Genomic DNA, 19,523 nt, shown 5'->3' with positions numbered 1-19,523 from the left:
ATTGTGGTAAGCACTTGATGGGCAAGGCTTTAGATGCAGAAGAAAGATTGCACGTTTGCTTTAAAATGATCGCAAGCATGATGAGCGAAAAGCACTTTAAATGTGACTTGTTCCATTTTAGAGATTTGTTTAAGATAAGATATAACTCATTGAGATGTGTCATAGTATTCGTCGTTAGAAAACAATTATTGTGACATTATTTCAATGAGTTATCTATTTTTGTCGTGTACAGAGAGAATTTATACAACGAAATCAGTTAAAACAAAAAAGCGCAAACAGCATTGAACAATGCGTATAACAAAGATAGCGAGGGGCTCATGAATCTCGAAGAGGCTGATAGTCTTTCTGAACAGATTGCAAAATACATTAGTGAACAAATTATTAGCGGCGAGCTGGTTGAAGGCGAACGTATTCAGGAGCTGCGCATTGCGAAAGAGTTGGATGTCAGCCGTGGCTCTGTCCGTGAAGCATTGTTGCTGCTGGAACGTACCTATTTAATTGAAATTTTTCCACGCCGTGGCGCAATTGTCTCTGAAATGTCGGCTCAGCAGGTCAAGGCACTGTTTGACACCAATGTGATGGTGTTGGGCCATATTGTGCAGCGGATTAGTGAGACCTGGCGGGTCAATGAGGCAGAACAGCTACAGGCCTTGTTAGACCAACTGATGGAGTTTGTCCGTGCTGGGGATATTGAGAAGTTTTATGATGCTATCTTTAAATATCTGGCTGAACAGCAGGAGATGGTGGCGAATCCCTACATGATGCAGTTCTACAAGGAACTGTTGCCATCGTTACGCCGTAGCTATTTTTTAACCTTAAACACCTCACGTCGCGAGCTACAGGAGTCGTTTACCCTGTTCAAGCTGGTGATTGATGCTATTTTGATCCGAAAATCACAACAAGCCGCTTTATTTATGGAAGATTTTTGTCGACACTTGCGCAACCTTGTGTTGGAATCTCTGACACGTATGAAACAGATTGAATTGGCTTGGGCAAGACGCTCACGCCGCTAATTTTTTAGGTCAAAACACGGCGTTATGCGTTTAAGCAGTTTAAAACTTTCAGGCTTTAAATCTTTTGCCGATAGTACCACTTTAAATTTTAAGGCCAACCGTACTGCTGTCGTCGGCCCGAACGGTTGCGGTAAATCCAATGTCATTGATGCCATTCGCTGGGTGATGGGCGAATCTAATGCACGTCAGTTGCGTGGTGGTAGCATGCAGGATGTGATTTTTACAGGAACATCCAAGCGTAAACCTGTCGGTCTTGCCAGTGTAGAGCTTCGTTTTGACAATACCTATGGCAAGTTGGGTGGCGCTTATAATGCCTATAACGAGCTTGCGGTGCGTCGTCAGGTTACGCGTGAAGGTAAGTCTGAATATTTCCTCAATGGCACACGCTGCCGCCGCCGTGATATTACCGATATTTTTCTGGGTACAGGTTTAGGGCCACGTTCTTATGCGGTGATTGAGCAGGGCATGATTAACCGTCTGGTTGATGCTAAACCAGAAGAAATGCGGATATTTATTGAAGAAGCCGCTGGGGTTTCCCGTTATCAGGCACGTCGTCGTGAGACTTTGCAGCATTTAGAACATACTGAGCAAAACTTAGCTCGTTTGGAGGATATAGCGGCAGAGCTGAAATCGCAGCTCAGAACCTTGAAGCGTCAGTCTGAAGCCGCAATTCAATACAAAACTTTAGAAAGCCAAATCCGAATCTTAAAAATCGAAATCCTTTCGTTCCAAGCCAATCAAAGTCAAAAGCTACAACAAGAATATACAGTTGAAATGACCACGTTAGGTGAACAATTTAAGTTGGTTCGTTCAGATTCACATACGATTGAACATGATCTTGAAGCCACAAGTGCTTTATTCCAGCGGTTGATTCAGCAGTCTTCACCATTGCAACAGGAGTGGCAACAGGCAGAGAAGAAACTAGCTGAATTGAAAATGACGCTGGAGCAAAAACAGAGTTTATTGCAGCAAAACAGCAGCAGCTTGGTTCAGCTTGAACAGCAAAAAGTACAAACCAAGGAGCGTTTGCAGTTATCCGAGTTGCAGGTTGAAACCTTAACCACGCAGTTTGATGAGCAAAATGAGAAATTGCTTGAGCTGGAACAGCAGACCCAAGCCGCCGAGCAAAATTTTACCGATGTTCAGGCACAGCAAAAGCAGGCACAACAGCAATTTGAACAACTTAAAACCCAAGTTGAAAAGCAGCAACAACAAAAGCTGCAAATGGCGGCACAGATTGAGCAACTAAGCAAAAATGTACTGCGGATTGAACAGCAAAAGCAAACCTTGCAAATTCAAAGCAGCCAGATTCGTGCTCAGGTTCAGGATGATGAACAGGTGCAACTGGAACAATTACAGCAGCAGTTGCAACAAGAGATTGTTGAGCTGGAAACAGCAATTGAACAGTTACAGCAAAATCTACAAAGCCAGCAGGATCAGCAACAGTTAAACAAGACTGATGTACAGAGTTTAAAAACAGAGATTCAGGTGTTATTGGCTGAACACAAGAACCTGAATCAATTGGTGGCAAAGCAGAGTCCCAAACAGAACCAAGATATCGTTCGATTAATGCAAAACTTGCGTTTAACTGCTCAAGCTAAAGTGCATGCATGCATTATTGAGAAGTTCTTAGCCAAGTGGTTGCAAGCGCATTTGATTGAGAAAGATCAAGCCTTTCAAGAAGGTATCGCACGACAGTTAAAATCATCACAACGGCCGCCTGTTCAAGTTGCAGGACTCGCTTTTTTAAGTGCATGGATTGAAGCACCACAATCTTCACTGTGGGCCAATGTTGCTGTGGCAGAAAATTTGGCAATAGCATTGCATCATCAGTCGGATCTCAATCAGGCACAATCCATTTTAACGCTGGATGGTTATCATGTCGGTGCGGACTGGGTTATTGCGTTGCACTACGATGAAGAGAGCCAGACTGCACAAGGGATGCTCAGTCATCAAGTGCGTTTAGAAGAAATTGAGCAGCAACTGGCACAGCAGCAGCCACAATTACTTGATCTGGAAAGCCAGTTTTCACAACAGCAGCAAAGTTTGCAACAGCAACAACAGACGTTGCAACAGCAACAACAAGGTTTGAAGCAGAAGCAAAAAGAATTACAACAACTCGATGTGCAAATTGCCAAACTGCAAAGTACTGCACAGGCATTTGTGTTGCAGCAGCAGCAATTGGCCGATCAACTGAAACAACTGGATGTGCAGCTTGAAGAAGATGCCATGCAGCGGGATGATCTGGAAATTGACCTGCATGCTTTAGCAATTAAATTGGAAGCAGTGTTACCCAACTATAAAACTTTGCAGTTTCAGGTCGAAAATCTAAATGAACAATTGGATGAGCAACAGCAACAGCTGACCCAACAGCAACAGCAACGTGAAGCTTTGCGTCGCCAGACCTCGCAAGCCAATCAGCAAATTGAGTTATTGGAAAAAGATATCTCGTTCCTGAAAACGCAGTATCGTCAAATCATCGAACAAATTGAGCAGGCGAGGAAATTTGTTGATCCGATTCAGCTTGAGCTGCCGAACTTGGAGTCGCAATTCCACGAGCAATTGCAGCAAACCGAAAAACTGCAAAAAACCTGGAATGAATGGCAGCTGGAACTCAATCAAGTACAAGAGAAACAGCAGCAACTGACTGAACAGCGTCATCAGGCACAGCAAAAAGATGAGCAGGTGCGTGAGCAACTGGAACAAAAGCGCTTGGCTTGGCAGGCAGCAAAATCAGATCGTGAACATTATCTGGAACAGCTGAAAGAACTCAATGCGGAAGCTTTATCTGACCTGACGATAGAAATGAAAGATCATCAGCAAAAACTTGAAAAAGCCCAGCAACAATTTGAGAAAATCGGTGCTGTGAATTTGGCAGCTTCACAAGAATACGAAGAAGTGTCGCAACGTTTTGATGAGTTGAACCATCAGATGCAAGATCTGCGAAATACGGTTGATCAGCTCAAGGATGCCATGAAGAGTATTGATCAGGAAACACGAAAGCTGTTTATGACCACCTTTGATCAGGTGAATCAAGAGCTGCAACTTTTGTTTCCAAAAGTGTTTAATGGCGGTGAGGCGACCCTCAGCCTTGAGGATGACTGGCAGTCTGGGGTGAAATTAATGGCGCGTCCGCCAGGTAAACGTAACAGTTCTCTGGCATTATTGTCAGGTGGTGAAAAGGCCCTAACGGCATTGGCGTTGGTGTTTGCTATCTTTAGGCTGAACCCTGCGCCTTTCTGTGTATTGGATGAGGTGGATGCACCACTTGATGACGCCAACGTACAGCGGTATTGTAATTTGGTAAAAGAGCTTTCTGAACAAGTGCAATTCATTTACATTACACATAATAAATTGGCAATGACAATGGCAACTGATTTACTTGGAGTGACCATGCCAGAGCCAGGCACATCAAAATTAGTGACTGTGGATTTAGAACAGGCAAAAGAATACGGGTTAGTTGCGGAGTCCTAGTATGGAAATGAATACAATAATAGGCATTGTTGTCGCCGTTGTGATTATGCTCGTTGGTTTGATCATGATTTTAAGAAAACCAAAACCAGTTGAGCTTTCACTAGAAGCAGATCTTCATGTTAACCCTGAAAGTCAGCAACCTGTGATTCCTCGTCATGTAAGGGATCAGATTTTGCAAAATGATGTGGTTACCGCTGCAACCAACCGTGTTGAACCAAGTTTTAACACGGCACCGATTGAAGCAAAAGCGCCAGTTGAAATAGCTACTGCGGAAAATATTGTAAAAGCGACTGAAACTGATGTTGTGATTGAACCTGAGCCAGTTGTTGAGCTCACTTCGGATGCAAATAAACAAGAGACAGTGCTAGAATCGCAGTCTCAAGACGAAGTTGAAGCACTTTTAGCAACGCCAGAAAAAGCTCAGGATGAGAAAGCTGAAACACAGCTCAGCTTAAACCCAAATATTGAAACAGTTGAGATTGCTGAGTTTGATGGCGAAAGTAATATTCTGGATGTGCATTTGCATGAACAGCAACGCTATGATGATGAAAGTGCTTTGGCAACAGCAGAGCAAATTATTGCTTTGAATGTTTATCCAAATCCACGTCGTGCTTTGTCTGGTGATAAAGCATTAAAGGTATTGCTGAAATATGGCCTGCGTTTTGGCGAAATGTCATGTTTCCATCGTTATGAAAACACCGATGAGCCAAGCCCATTGATGTTCTCCGTATTACGCGTCACAGATAATGGCCCAGCGGGCTTTGACCTGGAAACATTGTCTGCGGAACAGGTGCAGGGTCTGGCATTTTTCCTTGCATTGCCAAACAGCAAGGCGGTGACAGGCTATGACATGATGACCAGCATTGCAGGCTTAATTGCGCGTGAGATTGATGGTAAAGTTTACGATGAAAACAATCTTGAATTCACGCCGCAGTTGAAAGAGCATTGGCGTCATCATGTGATTGATTATCGTCCAAATCAAGCAACGGTTTAATCAATCTTTTATAATAAATTCAGTAAAAGTTATAGGGCGGTTTTCCGCCCTTTTATATGGTGAAATCTAAATGGAACACAACTCAGTTATTGAGCAAATGCGTCAGTTAATTCAACTGATTGCAAAACATAATCATGCTTATTATGTAATGGATCAACCTTGCATTTCTGATAGTGAATATGACCATTTATTTCATCAACTGAAAGCCTTAGAACAACAATATCCAGAATGCATTCAGGCGGATACACCGACCAATAAAGTTGGTGGTCAAGCTTTGTCAAAATTTGCAAGCGTGACCCATGCAGTGCCAATGTTGTCATTGGGCAATGTGTTTAATCAGGAAGATCTGTTTGCCTTTGCCCGTCGTATTGATGAACGTTTACCCAATCAAAAAGTCCAGTATGACGTTGAACTTAAACTCGATGGCTTAGCGATTTCACTGTGGTATGAAAATGGTGTCTTGGTTCGTGGCGTGACCCGTGGTGATGGTGAGACAGGCGAGGATATTACCCAGAATGTTAAAACCATTCGAAATTTGCCGAAAGTATTATCAAGTCAGCATCAAGCCATTCCAGAGTTTCTGGAAGTTCGTGGTGAAGTATTGATGCCAAAGCAAGGCTTTGAAAAACTCAATGCAGATCAGGAAGCCAAAGGCGATAAGACCTTTGCCAATCCACGGAATGCAGCAGCAGGAAGTTTGCGCCAACTTGATCCAAACATTGCAGCTTCACGTCCATTGGCGTTCTATGCTTATGGTATTGCGCAATGTCAGCCCAATCATGGCCTTGAGACCATGCATGACAGCCTGCACTGGTTAACCAAATTTGGTTTTGAAATCGCAGAACGTCAATTTCTCTGTGCCTCGATTGAGGAGGTACAGCAACGCTATGAACAAATCCAACAAGAACGTCCAGATCTTAAAGTTGAAATTGATGGTATGGTGATTAAGGTCGACAGTCTTAAACAGCAACAACAATTGGGCTTTTTAAGTCGTGAACCACGCTGGGCAATCGCTTATAAATTCCCCGCACAAGCGGCACTGACCAAAGTCGAAAATATTGACTGGCAAGTGGGACGTACTGGTACGCTTACTCCTGTCGCGCGTTTAACACCTGTCTTTGTTGGTGGTGTAACGGTATCTAATGTGACCTTACACAATATTGGTGAAATCCATCGTTTAGATGTGCGTATTGGCGATACCGTTAGTGTCTACCGTACTGGCGATGTGATTCCAAAAGTTGAGAAAGTTTGGGTTGAGTTCCGACCTGCCAATGCGGAGATCGTCCATCTCCCGACGAATTGTCCTGTATGTGAATCGCCTGTTGTTATACCTGAGGGTGAGGCCTTGGCACGTTGTTCAGGTGGCCTGTATTGTGCAGCACAACGGATCGAAGCCATTCGTCACTTTGTTTCGCGTAAAGCCTTGGATATTGAGGGCTTGGGTGATCGTTGGGTAGAGTCACTTCTGCATCTCGATTTACTTAAAGATGTCGCTGATATTTACCATTTACATGAACATCGTGACACCTTATTGACCATCGAGAAAATGGGTGAAAAATCCGTTCAGAACTTGATTGATGCCATCGAAGCGAGCAAGAAAACTACCTTGGCACGTTTTATTTATGGCTTAGGTATTCGTGGTGTAGGTGAAACTACAGCACGCATGTTAGCCAATACTTTCCAAACTTTGGATGCGTTGAAAGCTGCCGATGTTGAAGCACTTAAGAAAACGCCAGATGTCGGTGATATTACAGCAGAATGGATTGCTGACTTTTTCCAAGCACCACATAACATTGAAGTACTCGATCGTTTATTGGCAGCAGGAATTCATTGGGATGCACCGACAGCTCCAACACGTCAACCATTGAATGGTGAAAGCTGGGTAGTGACAGGTACACTGGAAAGTATGGGGCGTGATGAGGCGACACAAAAGTTACAAGCTTTGGGTGCACGTGTCAGTGGTAGTGTTTCCAGTAAAACAAAATGTGTGGTAGCTGGTGAGAAAGCAGGAAGCAAGTTGGATAAAGCGCAGAAACTGGACATTCGGGTAATGAATGAACAAGAGTTTTTAGAGTTCTTGGCGCAGTACGGAGGTGTTGAATGAGTATTAAAGCATTGAAAGCCCATCTGGTCACAAAACCTGAAAAAGAATTGCTTCAAGAAATTGTTAAACTATATCAACAGTTCTCAGTAGTCAGAGATTTTTATGATTCACAGATAAGTGCAGAGGGGGCAAATGACGTACTCTCTAAATATAAAAAAATAATTCAGGATGAATTTTTGCCCAAACATGGATTTGGCGATGCAAGGTTATCTGTCGCACGAAAAGCGGTTATGGACTTTAAAAAACTCAATGGATTAAATATACATCTAGTTGATCTTGCAATCTATTATGTTGAAATTGGAGTAAAATTTACCAACATGTATGGTGATATCAATGAGCCATTTTATAATAGCATGGAGTCAATGTTTGCTCAGGCAATGAAATGGATGAAGCAGCTCAATGTAGAAAGTCAATTTCAACAAAGAGCAGCAAAAATTTGTCACGATACAGATAATATTGGCTGGGGGTTTCATGATGGACTATGTGAAATTTATAGTGATTATTTTGATGATTAATACTTGAAAGTATAAGAAAAAAGCCTATTCAAACCGATGTGGTTGAATAGGCTTTTTATTGTTAAATATATTTTTTCACAATCCCATCATCAAGCAATTGCTGGAAATGTTCACATACACTTTCACGAATATCGTGATATTGAATACCTAGCTCATTCACACTACGTTGTGAATTAAAGTAGATTGGATAACCCATATTCAGTTTTACAAATTGACGGGAATGCCCAAATATGGGTGCAACTAAAGAAAATGCTGTCTTAGGCACAGTAAAATGTGGGAAAGGGTATCTGTAGCCAAACTTTTTCGTTAATGCCTGGCCCATTTCTAGTAGGCTTAATGTGCCACCACAAATGATATAGCGACCTTGTGCTTTAGGATTGAGTGCCGCAGCAACATGTGCATCGGCAACGTCACGAACATCAACAATGCCGTTCCACATTGGTGGTACACCAAACAGAGTGGTACCATTGCCAAACTGTTGTAGTACTTCAATACTGCCAGACTGACTTGCATCAGTGAGTGATGGTCCCATCACCAGTGCAGGGTTGATACAGACAAGACTCCAGCGATTTTGTTGCTCTGCCATTTCCCAGGCTTTACGTTCTGCGGCAACTTTCGAGTAGGGGTATGGTTGATGGGTTTCACTGCTGGTATTGTTCCAGTGGCTTTCATCAAACTCATTATTCGCGGTATTTTGAATCTCCACCGCATCGCCATAAGTTGAGGCAATACTTGAGGTCAGCACCACACGTTTGACTGATTCAGTGCGATTGACACTGTCCAGTACATTTTCTGTTCCTTTTACCGCAGGCTCAATGATATCTTTTACTGCATCCTTATAGTTGGTCACAACAAAAGGCGAGGCGGTATGGATCACGATTTCACAGCCTTGCATGGCTTCATCAAAAGAACCAGATTCAAGTAAATCGGCTTTAAAAAACTGAATTTGTCCTGATGATTTATCTGCTAGATCATACAGGTGCTGAATTTTATTTTTCTTAGATGGATCTCGAACCGTAGCATGTACGTTGTAACCCTGATTCAACAGTCGTTCAATAATCCAGCCCGCAATATAACCCGTAGCACCCGTGACCAAGATTGGTTTACTTTTATCCATTGTTATTTCCGCATTGTGTTTTTGTGATTGATGTTATTTACCGAATTTTGTGTAAACAAACAACAGCCGAGCAGTCATTTTTTAATGTTTTTTGATCAAAATTGCAGTGGAATAAGAAGCATTGCTAACCGTTACAAAAAACTAAATAAAGGATTTTGATTAAATTCATTGAGTTGTGAAGCTATGCCCAATGTGCAAAGGCTTATTTTAATTAGATAAATTGAGCGAATTAAAACTGTAAATGCGTATGTTTCTCATTTTAATTTTATAAAAATCATAAACTTACACACTTTTGGTTTTGCAATTATTGTGTAAATTGACCATAATGTTGTCATTCGATAGGAGTAAGTATTATGCGTGGCAATCCAGAAGTCATCGACTATTTAAATATGCTCATTGGCGGTGAATTGGCTGCTCGTGATCAATATTTAATCCATTCCCGTATGTATGAAGATTGGGGCTTGAGCAAGATTTACGAGCGTATTGACCATGAAATGCAAGAAGAAGCTTCACATGCTGATTCAATCATTCGCCGTGTTTTATTTTTGGGTGCTCAACCTAATATGAATCGTGAAGACATCAATGTGGGTACAGATGTCGTAAGTTGTTTAAAAGCTGATTTAGCACTTGAATACCATGTGCGTGAAAAACTAGCGACAGGCATTAAGCTTTGTGAAGATAAAGGTGATTACATCAGTCGTGATATGTTGCGTCAGCAGCTTTCGGACACAGAAGAAGATCATACCTATTGGTTAGAAAAACAATTGCGTTTAATTGAATTAATTGGTTTGCAAAATTATATTCAATCGCAAATTTAAGATTTACGAATAAATAAAAAACTCAGCAGATGCTGAGTTTTTTATTTATGAATTATTTTTTAGTTTGGGCTTCTTTTAAATCTTTTAATACTTGATCCGCATGCGTTTGCGTATTCACACTCGTGTAGTGATACATAATTGCACCTTGAGGATTAATCAAAAAACTCTCACGTTTAGCAATTTTTGTAATCCCAAGGTTTCTAACAATGCCAAATTTTCCAGCAAGTTCGCCTTTTTCATCTGCCAAAATTGGGAAAGGCAAACCGAGCTTTTGTGAAAATTTTTGGTGTGATGTAACATCATCCAAGCTCACACCCAAAATTACTGCATTCGACTTTAAGAATTGAGGATAAAGTGATTTAAATTGATTCGCTTCTTGAGTACATCCAGCGGTGTTATCTTTTGGGTAGAAATATAGCACAATCCATTTGCCTTTATATTGGCTGAGGGTATGCCATTGACCTTTCTGGTCTTGCAACTTGAAATCAGGCGCGGATTGTCCCACCCATTGCTTTTGAGCGGTATCTTGTTTGGAGAATAATGTGCTTTGTGCTGTGGTTAGGCTTGGTGTACTGAGCAAAACAAGAGAACTGCATAAAATAAGAACTTTGGACGTTATCGTATTCATCATTGTGATCTCAAAGTATCGTTGGAATAATAGCGCATATTTTAGCAAATTGAATCGTGTCAGCTAGAAAAAATAACCAATCTATGCGATGTTTTATACAAAGTAGTTGATCAGTGTAAAGGGATGCATTTGTCTAAAAAGATTCTACTCATTACTGGATGGGGCGGTGGTGCCGAATTATTAAAACCTTTACATGAGGCTTTAGAACAAAACGGACATAGCGTTGAGCGAATTAATATTTTTAATGCTTTGGATAATGAAGTGTTAGGACAACAAGTTGAGTTTGCACGTAATTTTGATGTGATTGTTGGGTGGTCGCTTGGCGGACAACTGGCAACCTTACTGGTTAATCAAATCCAACAACAATACAATGAGCAGAAAGCTTTAATCACTTTAGCGTCGAATCCATGTTTTGTGGCTCAAGCAGATTGGACCACCGCGATGCCAATTGAAACTTTCTTTGCATTTAAACAGTCATTTGAACAGGATGCGATTACCACCTTAAAACGTTTTGGCTTATTGGTCTGTCAAGGTACAAGTTCGGCAAAAAAAGACTTCGTGGCTATGCAGAGATTGATTCGTCCACAACCGATTGCATTGCTTAGACAAGGTTTAAAGTTGCTAGAGCAATTAAATCTGGTTGAGATGTATAAAAATTATCAAGGTAGACAGTTGCATGTGTTCGCAGAGAGTGATGCATTAATTCCTTACCAGATTATGCGAAATATCCAGAATTTAGCTACAAAGAACCTGTCTATAATTTCTTTTGATCAAGCATCACATGGTTTTCCATGTTTTATGGTTGAGCAGACTGTGCAAATAATTGAAGATTTTATTCAGCCGATTGTTTAATCTTGCGGTGGAATGAAAGTTATCGCAATTTATTTTAGATTTTGACAAGTTTAAGATAAAAAGCTGTTGAGATTTATTGAACGTTCTAATCATTATTGAAATTTACTTTTAATATTCGCTATCGTGGAGGCGACATGGATGTCGCCGTTAGGCTGTGGCATCAAGGATGTGCCATCAGCCTAACAAAAGATTTTTGCTTACTTTTCATCTTTGAAAAGTAAGTACAGCTGAAGGCTTATCCTGAAATTGGGTGAGTACTCGGAATGACACTGTAGAGCACATCGTTAAATATTGAATTTACAGAGGTAAAGGATGACAGACCCATTTGATTTAGAACATATATGGCATCCCTATACTTCAATGTTAAATCCACTACCAAGCTTTAAAGTCAAACGTGCTTACGGTGCAACAATTGAATTAGAAGATGGTCGAACTTTGGTTGATGGCATGTCGTCATGGTGGTGTGCGATTCATGGCTATAACCATCCTGAACTGAACCAAGCGGTTACAGATCAATTGCAGAGCATGGCGCATATCATGTTCGGTGGTCTAACCCATGAACCTGCAATTGGATTGGGCAAATTATTATTAAAAATTACGCCGCCGAGTTTAGATAAAATTTTCTATGCTGACTCAGGTTCGGTTTCAGTTGAAGTGGCTTTAAAAATGGCAGTGCAGTATTGGGCTGCATTGAATCAACCTGAGAAAACCAATTTTATTACTACACGTTCTGGCTATCATGGTGATACTTGGAATGCGATGTCTGTGTGTGATCCTGTCACAGGAATGCATCAGATTTTTGGCAGTAGTTTACCGAATCGAATCTTTGTACCCGCGCCACAAAGTCGCTTCGATGGTGAATGGGATCCACAAGATATTCAAGAGCTCAAACAGCAGATCGAACAGCATCATCAGAGTATTGCCGCATTGATTATCGAGCCAATTGTTCAGGGTGCAGGTGGGATGCGTTTTTATCATCCTGAATATTTACGTCAGGCCAAAGCTTTATGTAAGCAATACAATTTATTGCTGATCTTTGATGAGATTGCGACAGGTTTTGGACGTACAGGTAAAATGTTTGCTTGGGAACATGCGCAAGTTGAGCCAGACATCATGTGTATTGGTAAAGGCTTAACAGGTGGTTATATGACTTTGTCTGCAACATTAACGACTAAACAAGTGGCTGAAACCATTAGTCGTGGCGAAGCAGGCGTATTTATGCATGGCCCAACCTTTATGGCGAATCCATTGGCTTGTGCTGTTGCTTTAAGAAGTACCCAATTATTGGTTGAGCAAGATTGGCAGAGCAATATTCAACGTATTGAAAAGATCCTTGTTGAGCAATTAAGTGATTTAGTAGAACTTGATCATGTTGCAGATGTACGTGTATTAGGTGCGATTGGAGTGGTTGAATTAACCTCTAGTGTTGATATGAAAACCTTGCAGCAACAGTTCGTTGAACGGGGTATTTGGGTGCGACCATTTGGAAAATTGGTCTATGTGATGCCGCCGTATGTGATCACAGATGAGGAACTCCATTATTTATTAGCACAGATGAGTGAAGTGGTAAAAAATATGCAAGGAGCGCATAGCAATGTCCTTGCTTGATCATTATGCCGAGCAGCTTGACCAGCTTAAACAGCAAGGTAATTTTCGTCAATTTACTGCAAATCAACAGCAGGGAAAATGGATTACCATCCAAGATCGAACCATGTTGAACCTAGCATCCAATGATTATTTAGGCTTGGCCGCTGATTTAAGTTTAAGAGAAGAATTTCTCGATACGCTGAAAATTGAACGGGCGCTCTTTAGTTCATCTTCGTCACGCTTGCTCACGGGTAATTTTGCAGAATATGAACAATTTGAAAATAGCCTAAGCAAGACTTTCGGTCGTGCTGCATTGCTTTTCAATAGTGGCTATCACATGAATATCGGTATTTTGCCTGCATTAGCGGATAGCAAAACTATTATTCTTGCCGATAAACTGGTGCATGCTAGTATGATTGATGGCATTCGATTATCGAATGCTCAATATGTGCGTTATCGTCATAATGATTTGCAGCATCTGGAACAATTATTGCAAAAGTATCATCAAGATGAGCAAATTGAACGCATTATTGTGGTGACTGAAAGTATCTTTAGTATGGATGGTGATGAGACTGATCTAGCAGCATTGGCACAGTTAAAACAGCGATTTGCTAAAACCATGTTGTATGTTGATGAAGCACATGCGATCGGTGTCAGGGGGGGGCAAGGTCTGGGCTGTGCTGAACAATATGGCGTATTGGATCAGATTGATTTCTTGGTTGGAACCTTTGGTAAGGCAATTGCTTCTGTGGGCGGCTATATCATTTGTGATTCAATCATGCGTGATTATCTAATCAATAAAATGCGCCCACTGATTTTTAGTACTGCTTTGCCTCCAATCTCGATGGCATGGTCAGATTTTATTTTTAATAAAGTGCTGAACATGCAGCAACAGCGTCAGCACTTGGCTGAGATCAGTCAATATTTACAGCAAGCGGTGATTGCAAAAGGTTTTTCGAGTCCATCCAGCAGTCATATCATTCCAATTATCTTGGGTGAAAGCCAAGCGGCCATTGAAAAAGCACGCTATGTACAACAACAAGGCTTTTATGCCATGCCAGTACGCCCACCAACGGTGCCACAAAATAGCTCACGTCTTCGTATCTCGCTCACCGCTTTGGTGCAAAAAAATGAACTGCAACAACTAGTGGAGTGTTTGTGAGCATCGATAAAGCACTGGTTGCCCAACGTTTTGCCAAAGCAGGGCAAAGCTATGTCGAACATGCTGTGGTACAGAAACAGATTAGTGCACAGTTATTTGAATATCTTAAAGTGTATTGTCCGCAGAACTTAGCCTCTGTGCTTGAGATTGGCTGTGGTTCAGGCAATCTAACGCATTTATTTCAGACTCATTTTCAGTTTGAACAGCTATTCTTAAATGATTTATATGCTGATGTTGAACAGCATTTTTCAACGATTCAAAATATAGCTTGGTTGATCGGAGATATTGAACAGCTGACTTTACCACAGTCCTTAGATGCAGTGATTTCTAGTTCAGCATTACAGTGGATGACTGATCTACCTAAGTTATTGCACCGAATTCATGATGCTTTAAAACCGAAAGGCTATTTGGGTTTCTCTACATTTGGTGAAAATAATTTAATTGAAATCAAAAAGCTGACTGGGCAAGGCTTAAATTATTATTCCAGTGAAGTACTGAAACAGAAACTTGAAGAAAGTGGCTTTGAGATTGTGTTTATAGAAGAAGAGCAAAAACATCTATATTTTGATCATCCAAAATCTGTATTGCAGCATTTAAAAGCGACGGGGGTGACTGCAACAGCAAAATCGCATCGCTGGACCAAGCAATCGTTACAGCAGTTTTATTCAGATTATCAACAGTTTCATGATGAGCAAGGTTTCCGTCTGACTTATCATCCGATTTATGTGATTGCACGGAGAATAGCATGAGTGCAGCAATTTATTTTGTCAGCGGTATTGATACAGAAATTGGGAAAACTTATGCCACTGGTTATCTCGCCAAACTTTGGACTGAACAAGGGCAGCGTGTTATCACCCAGAAGTTGGTACAAACTGGGAATGTAGATAGTTCAGAAGATATTGAAAAGCATCGTGAAATTATGGGCAGTGGCTGGTTTCAGGAAGATCATGAAAAATTGACCATGCCTGAAATTTTTAGCTATCCTGCCTCGCCACATTTAGCTACACGTTTGGATGGGCGTGAGTTAGATTTTGCCAAGATCGAAGCTGCAACTAAAGAGCTTGCTCAGCGTTTTGATGTAGTATTGTTAGAGGGTGCGGGCGGTTTGATGGTGCCTTTAACCACAGAGTTGTTGACTATTGATTATATTGCTGAACATCAATTTCCTGTGATTCTGGTCACTTCTGGACGTTTGGGTAGTATTAATCATACTTTATTGAGTCTGGAGGCTTTAAAACATCGTGGTTTGAGTTTGCATGCTTTGGTATATAACTTAAAGGATGAGTCGAAAGATCCGCTTATTTCGAAAGATACCGCAGATTATTTAAAAGCTTATTTGGCAAAGCATTTTCCTGAAGCAGAATGGATTGAATTGGAAAAGTTTTAATTCTGACAATGATTAATGAAATAAAAACTTATTATAAAACAATATCATATTTTAATCAAATGTTGAAAATATTAATTCATTGATTCTTTTGCAAAAATATAGAATGATGGAGTCCATAAAAGCAAATTCATCAATACACCTGAATACTGGCGAAAAGCTGGATATGGATTAAAAATCAGGATATGAGCATTACATTGAAGCCTCAATTTTTAAAGGTCGCCTTAATTGCGGTCATGATTACAGGGATGCCAGTCAGCCATGCAAAGACTCCTGCCCAAGCTGACAAGGTGCTGCGGGTGGCGTTTCCTGCACCTGATGATGGTTTTGATATGGTGAAAACCTCCAATTTTTATAGTGGTAATATTGCTGATGTAATTTTTGAAAGATTGCTTCAATATGATTACTTGGCAAATCCAGTCAAGCTAGTGCCTGCAACAGCTCAGAGCTTGCCAGTGATCAAAAAAAATGGACAGGTCTACACCTTTAAAATCAAGCCAGGCATCTACTTTACCGATGATCCTGCATTTAAAGGCAAGCGACGGGAACTGGTCGCTGAGGATTATGTCTATGCGGTAAAGCGTATTCTTGATCCAAAGAATCATGCGCCATCTTTTTCCTTTATTGACAATAAATTGCTTGGTGCAAATGCACTGGTGGAGCAAGCCAACAAGACAGGAAAATTTGATTACGATGCACCGATTGAGGGAGTAAAAGCCCTCGACAAATATACCATTCAATTTACCCTCACCCAGCCTGATTATAATTTCCCCTATATTCTTGCCTATAGCACCTTTGGCGCAACGGCTCGGGAAGTAGTTGAATACTATAAAGATCGTATCGGTATGCACCCTGTCGGCACAGGGCCTTATATGCTGGGTAAATATGTTCCTCGCAGTAAAATCGAGCTGGTCGCCAATCCTGATTATCGTGGTTTTATCTGGAATTTTAAATCCACAGGCACGGCTTGGGATAATCAACTGGTCAAGCAAATGAGTGGTAAACACATGCCACAAATTGGCAAAGTGACGGTCAGTATTATTGAAGAAGAACAATCACGCTGGCTGGCATTTCAGTCCAAACAACTTGATTTTGATAGCTTAACGGCTAATGCTATTGCCAAAGCCTTAGACCAAAACAATCAACTGAATGCGGAGATGCAGAAAAAGGGCATTCGCCTGTATGCCAATAAGGAAGCAGAAGTCACCTACACCATGTTTAACATGCGTGATCCTGTGGTGGGTGGCAGTAGTCTGGATAAAATTGCATTAAGACGGGCGATTGCCATGTCATTGAATATGAATGAGTATATTCGTATTCTGCGTAAAGGGCAGGCGGTTAAGGCTGAAATGCTGGTGCCTGCTGGCGTCAATGGTCATAATCCAGATTATCGCAGTAGCATTGGTTATAACCCTGTCTTGGCGAATAAGTTGCTGGATCATTTTGGCTATAAAAAGGCGGCAGATGGTTATCGCACGTTCCCAAATGGCAAGCCTTTAACCCTTAAAATTAATACTGAAAGTAGTTCGTCTTCTGTGATTTATTCAGAACTGTGGAAAAAGGGGCTGGATGCGATTGGGATTCGGGCAGATTTTAAGGTCAGTAATTTTGCTGACAACCTCAAGGCTGCTTTTCAATGTAAATATATGATGTGGGGCGGTGCGTGGCACGCCGATTATCCAGAGGGAGAAAATTTTGCTCAACTACTTTATGGGGCGAATGTTGGTCGAGGCAATTTATCCTGTTATCAATCCGTAGCCTATGATGCGCTCTATCAAAATGCAATGAAATTACCGCCTGATCAACGTATGCCGTTTTATGAAAAAATGAGCCGACAAATTGAAGCGGACAATCCGTGGGTGCTACAGGATACCCGTAACCGTAACTGGGTCATTCAGCCTGAAATTCAGGGCTTTAAGGCACATCCGATTATGAGTACCAATTGGCAATATCTGGATATTGTTCCAACACAAAAGAAATAATGTGAACACGTATGAAGCAGAATTTTAAAATTTCATTGCAGCAGTATGGGATGGCGGTCTTGCTTGGCACAATCTCGATTGGCATAAGCAATGGCACAATGGCAAAAAGTCCAGCCGATCCAAACAAGGTGCTGCGCTATGCCTTTCCTGTGGCGGAAACAGGTTTTGATCCTGCCGCAGTTCAGGATTTGTATTCAGCGCATGTACTGTATTCCATTTTCGATACCTTATATACCTATGATTATCTGGCTTCACCTGCCAAGCTGGTTCCTAATGCTGCGGCTGCCTTGCCAGAAGTCAGTGCGGATGGCTTGACCTATACCATCCATCTTAAAAAAGGTATTTATTTTTCTCCAGACCCTGTGTTTAAGGGGAAACCACGAGAACTCACCGCAGCAGATTATGCTTATTCCTTTAAGCGGTTGCTTGATCCGCAACTGCATTCACCGAGTAGCTGGTTATTTGAGGGACGCATCGCAGGAATGGACAGTGCCATCCAGCAAGCGAATAAAACGGGGAAGTTTAATTACGATCAGCCGATTGCAGGCTTGCAAACGCCTGATCGTTATACGCTGGTGATTCGCCTGACTGAACCAAATCATAATTTTCCGATGTTGCTGGCACATCAGCCAACAGGGGCAGTCGCCCGTGAAGTGATTGAACATTATCGGGACAAGGCTGGTTTTGTCATGGGGCATCCGATTGGCACAGGGCCTTATTTATTGTCCCGCTGGACACCTGCTTCACGGATTATTTTAAAAGCCAATCCTGACTATCGTGGCTTTGTCTGGGATTTTAAGGCCAGCAATCCAGACGATCAGAAAATTGTCCAGCAAATGCAAGGCAAGAAAATGCCACAGATTGGTGTGGTGGATATTCAGGTGATTGAGGAAGCACAGTCGGGGTGGTTGTCGTTTCAGAAAGATGGACTGGATTTATTGACCTTAACAGGAGATTTGCCTGCTCAGGCACTCAAAGATAGTAAGTTAAAAGCTGAATTTGAGCAAAAGGGTATTCAGCTTTCCCGAATTTCTGATCCCTCGATTGATTATTTATACTGGAATATGCAAAACCCTATGGTCGGTGGATTGAGTAAGGAAAAAATTGCCTTACGCCGTGCGATGGCCATGGCACATTCACCTGAAAAAGATATTCAGATTTTAATGAAAGGGGATGCCAAGCGTTTACAGTTCCCGATTCCTTACGGCGTGGCAGGGCATGATCCCGATTATAAGGGCAGTGTGCCGTATTCGGTGAAAGCGGCCAATTTATTGCTGGATCGGTATCATTATAAAATTGGCATGGATGGCTGGCGTAGTTTACCGAATGGTAAGCCCTTGCTGATAGAGTTTATGCCATCCAGTAATAGCGCACGAAGTATGCAAATGGCTGAATTACTAAAGAAAGATTTAGCCAGTATTAAAGTGAATATGGTGTCCAAACCTGTGCCCTTTGCTGAGGGTTTAAAAGCAGAAAAGCAATGTAAAACCATGTTTAAGGGTTCTGCATGGATTGCGGATTATCCTGATGGCGATAATTTTATGCAGTTGTTTTATGGCAAAAATGTCAATGCCACCAATAATTCCTGTTTTAAGTTGCCTGAATATGACCGTTTGTATGAGCATTCACTTAAACTGTCTAATGGACCTGAACGAGATCAGTTATATCGGAAGATGGCACGGCTTTTAGAGTTTTATTCGCCTGTGCAAATGATTTCCAGTCGTTATCGTAATGTTCTGATTCAGCCCCGTGTGATTGGCTATAAAAAGCATCCGATTTTGCCTGCGGAATGGATGTATATTGATATTGAGGAAAGGAAATAATTTTTGTGTCTGCATCATGGAGTCTTGCCGAGTTTATATCTAATTTTGCTATCAGCCTGCGGCTCGCCTT

The 19,523-nt window shown here is 41.5% G+C and carries 15 protein-coding genes and 1 pseudogene; 13 read left to right on the top strand and 3 right to left on the bottom strand.

The window, feature by feature from the left end; all coding sequences use genetic code 11:
* A pseudogene (locus F972_RS15900) lies at nucleotides 1-163 on the bottom strand (IS4 family transposase); the annotation flags it as partial.
* A 154-nt stretch (nucleotides 164-317) separates the two neighbouring features.
* On the opposite strand from F972_RS15900, the gene F972_RS10445 reads away from it, so the two are divergent.
* From F972_RS10445 to F972_RS10425, 5 genes are all read left to right on the top strand, one after another.
* Nucleotides 318-1,013, top strand: a complete 696-nt coding sequence (locus tag F972_RS10445) for a GntR family transcriptional regulator (RefSeq protein WP_004769692.1) — start codon at nucleotides 318-320, stop codon at nucleotides 1,011-1,013.
* Nucleotides 1,014-1,037: 24 nt separating this feature from the next.
* Nucleotides 1,038-4,487 (top strand): chromosome segregation protein SMC, encoded by a 3,450-nt coding sequence (gene smc, locus F972_RS10440; RefSeq protein ID WP_004769690.1) that lies wholly within the window; start codon nucleotides 1,038-1,040, stop codon nucleotides 4,485-4,487.
* Nucleotide 4,488: 1 nt separating this feature from the next.
* On the top strand, nucleotides 4,489-5,481 hold the full coding sequence (locus F972_RS10435) for a cell division protein ZipA C-terminal FtsZ-binding domain-containing protein (RefSeq protein WP_004757322.1): 993 nt from the start codon (nucleotides 4,489-4,491) through the stop codon (nucleotides 5,479-5,481).
* A 70-nt stretch (nucleotides 5,482-5,551) separates the two neighbouring features.
* Nucleotides 5,552-7,585 (top strand): NAD-dependent DNA ligase LigA, encoded by a 2,034-nt coding sequence (gene ligA / locus F972_RS10430; protein WP_004769689.1) that lies wholly within the window; start codon nucleotides 5,552-5,554, stop codon nucleotides 7,583-7,585.
* Nucleotides 7,582-8,100: a DUF6155 family protein gene (locus F972_RS10425; RefSeq protein ID WP_004769688.1), complete on the top strand. Its 519-nt coding sequence runs from the start codon at nucleotides 7,582-7,584 to the stop codon at nucleotides 8,098-8,100. The genes ligA and F972_RS10425 overlap by 4 nt, the downstream gene beginning before the upstream one ends.
* A gap of 61 nt (nucleotides 8,101-8,161) precedes the next feature.
* On the opposite strand, the gene F972_RS10420 is transcribed toward F972_RS10425, so the two are convergent.
* Complete coding sequence (locus F972_RS10420; RefSeq protein ID WP_004682893.1) at nucleotides 8,162-9,217, bottom strand: SDR family oxidoreductase; 1,056 nt, start codon at nucleotides 9,215-9,217, stop codon at nucleotides 8,162-8,164.
* Nucleotides 9,218-9,570: 353 nt separating this feature from the next.
* On the opposite strand from F972_RS10420, the gene ftn reads away from it, so the two are divergent.
* On the top strand, nucleotides 9,571-10,035 hold the full coding sequence (ftn, locus tag F972_RS10415; protein WP_004663600.1) for a heteropolymeric bacterioferritin subunit Ftn: 465 nt from the start codon (nucleotides 9,571-9,573) through the stop codon (nucleotides 10,033-10,035).
* Between the two features lie 52 nt (nucleotides 10,036-10,087).
* Here ftn and F972_RS10410 read toward each other — a convergent pair whose 3' ends face one another.
* Nucleotides 10,088-10,666, bottom strand: a complete 579-nt coding sequence (locus F972_RS10410; RefSeq protein ID WP_004682892.1) for a peroxiredoxin — start codon at nucleotides 10,664-10,666, stop codon at nucleotides 10,088-10,090.
* A 120-nt stretch (nucleotides 10,667-10,786) separates the two neighbouring features.
* Between F972_RS10410 and F972_RS10405 the strand changes: the two genes are divergently transcribed.
* The 7 genes from F972_RS10405 (at nucleotide 10,787) to F972_RS10375 (ending at nucleotide 19,453) form a co-directional block, all read left to right on the top strand.
* Nucleotides 10,787-11,515: an alpha/beta hydrolase family protein gene (locus tag F972_RS10405; protein WP_004682891.1), complete on the top strand. Its 729-nt coding sequence runs from the start codon at nucleotides 10,787-10,789 to the stop codon at nucleotides 11,513-11,515.
* A 312-nt stretch (nucleotides 11,516-11,827) separates the two neighbouring features.
* Entirely contained in the window at nucleotides 11,828-13,123 is a 1,296-nt protein-coding gene (gene bioA / locus F972_RS10400) for an adenosylmethionine--8-amino-7-oxononanoate transaminase (protein ID WP_004769686.1), read from the top strand.
* Nucleotides 13,110-14,264, top strand: a complete 1,155-nt coding sequence (locus tag F972_RS10395; protein ID WP_004682888.1) for an 8-amino-7-oxononanoate synthase — start codon at nucleotides 13,110-13,112, stop codon at nucleotides 14,262-14,264. The genes bioA and F972_RS10395 overlap by 14 nt, the downstream gene beginning before the upstream one ends.
* Nucleotides 14,261-15,013 (top strand): malonyl-ACP O-methyltransferase BioC, encoded by a 753-nt coding sequence (bioC, locus tag F972_RS10390; protein WP_004682887.1) that lies wholly within the window; start codon nucleotides 14,261-14,263, stop codon nucleotides 15,011-15,013. Before F972_RS10395 ends, bioC begins: the two co-directional genes overlap by 4 nt.
* Nucleotides 15,010-15,651: a dethiobiotin synthase gene (gene bioD / locus F972_RS10385; RefSeq protein ID WP_004682886.1), complete on the top strand. Its 642-nt coding sequence runs from the start codon at nucleotides 15,010-15,012 to the stop codon at nucleotides 15,649-15,651. The genes bioC and bioD overlap by 4 nt, the downstream gene beginning before the upstream one ends.
* A 233-nt stretch (nucleotides 15,652-15,884) precedes the next feature.
* Nucleotides 15,885-17,630 carry an ABC transporter substrate-binding protein gene (locus tag F972_RS10380; RefSeq protein WP_378251351.1) on the top strand — a complete coding sequence of 582 codons (1,746 nt, stop codon included), beginning with the start codon at nucleotides 15,885-15,887 and terminating at the stop codon, nucleotides 17,628-17,630.
* Nucleotides 17,631-17,641: 11 nt separating this feature from the next.
* Entirely contained in the window at nucleotides 17,642-19,453 is a 1,812-nt protein-coding gene (locus F972_RS10375) for an ABC transporter substrate-binding protein (RefSeq protein WP_004769685.1), read from the top strand.
* The last annotated feature ends 70 nt before the right edge of the window (nucleotides 19,454-19,523 follow it).

The sequence above is a fragment of the Acinetobacter sp. CIP 102529 genome (genome assembly GCF_000368325.1).
Classification (GTDB): domain Bacteria; phylum Pseudomonadota; class Gammaproteobacteria; order Pseudomonadales; family Moraxellaceae; genus Acinetobacter; species Acinetobacter parvus.
This window is presented reverse-complemented; position numbering and strand designations above follow the sequence as displayed.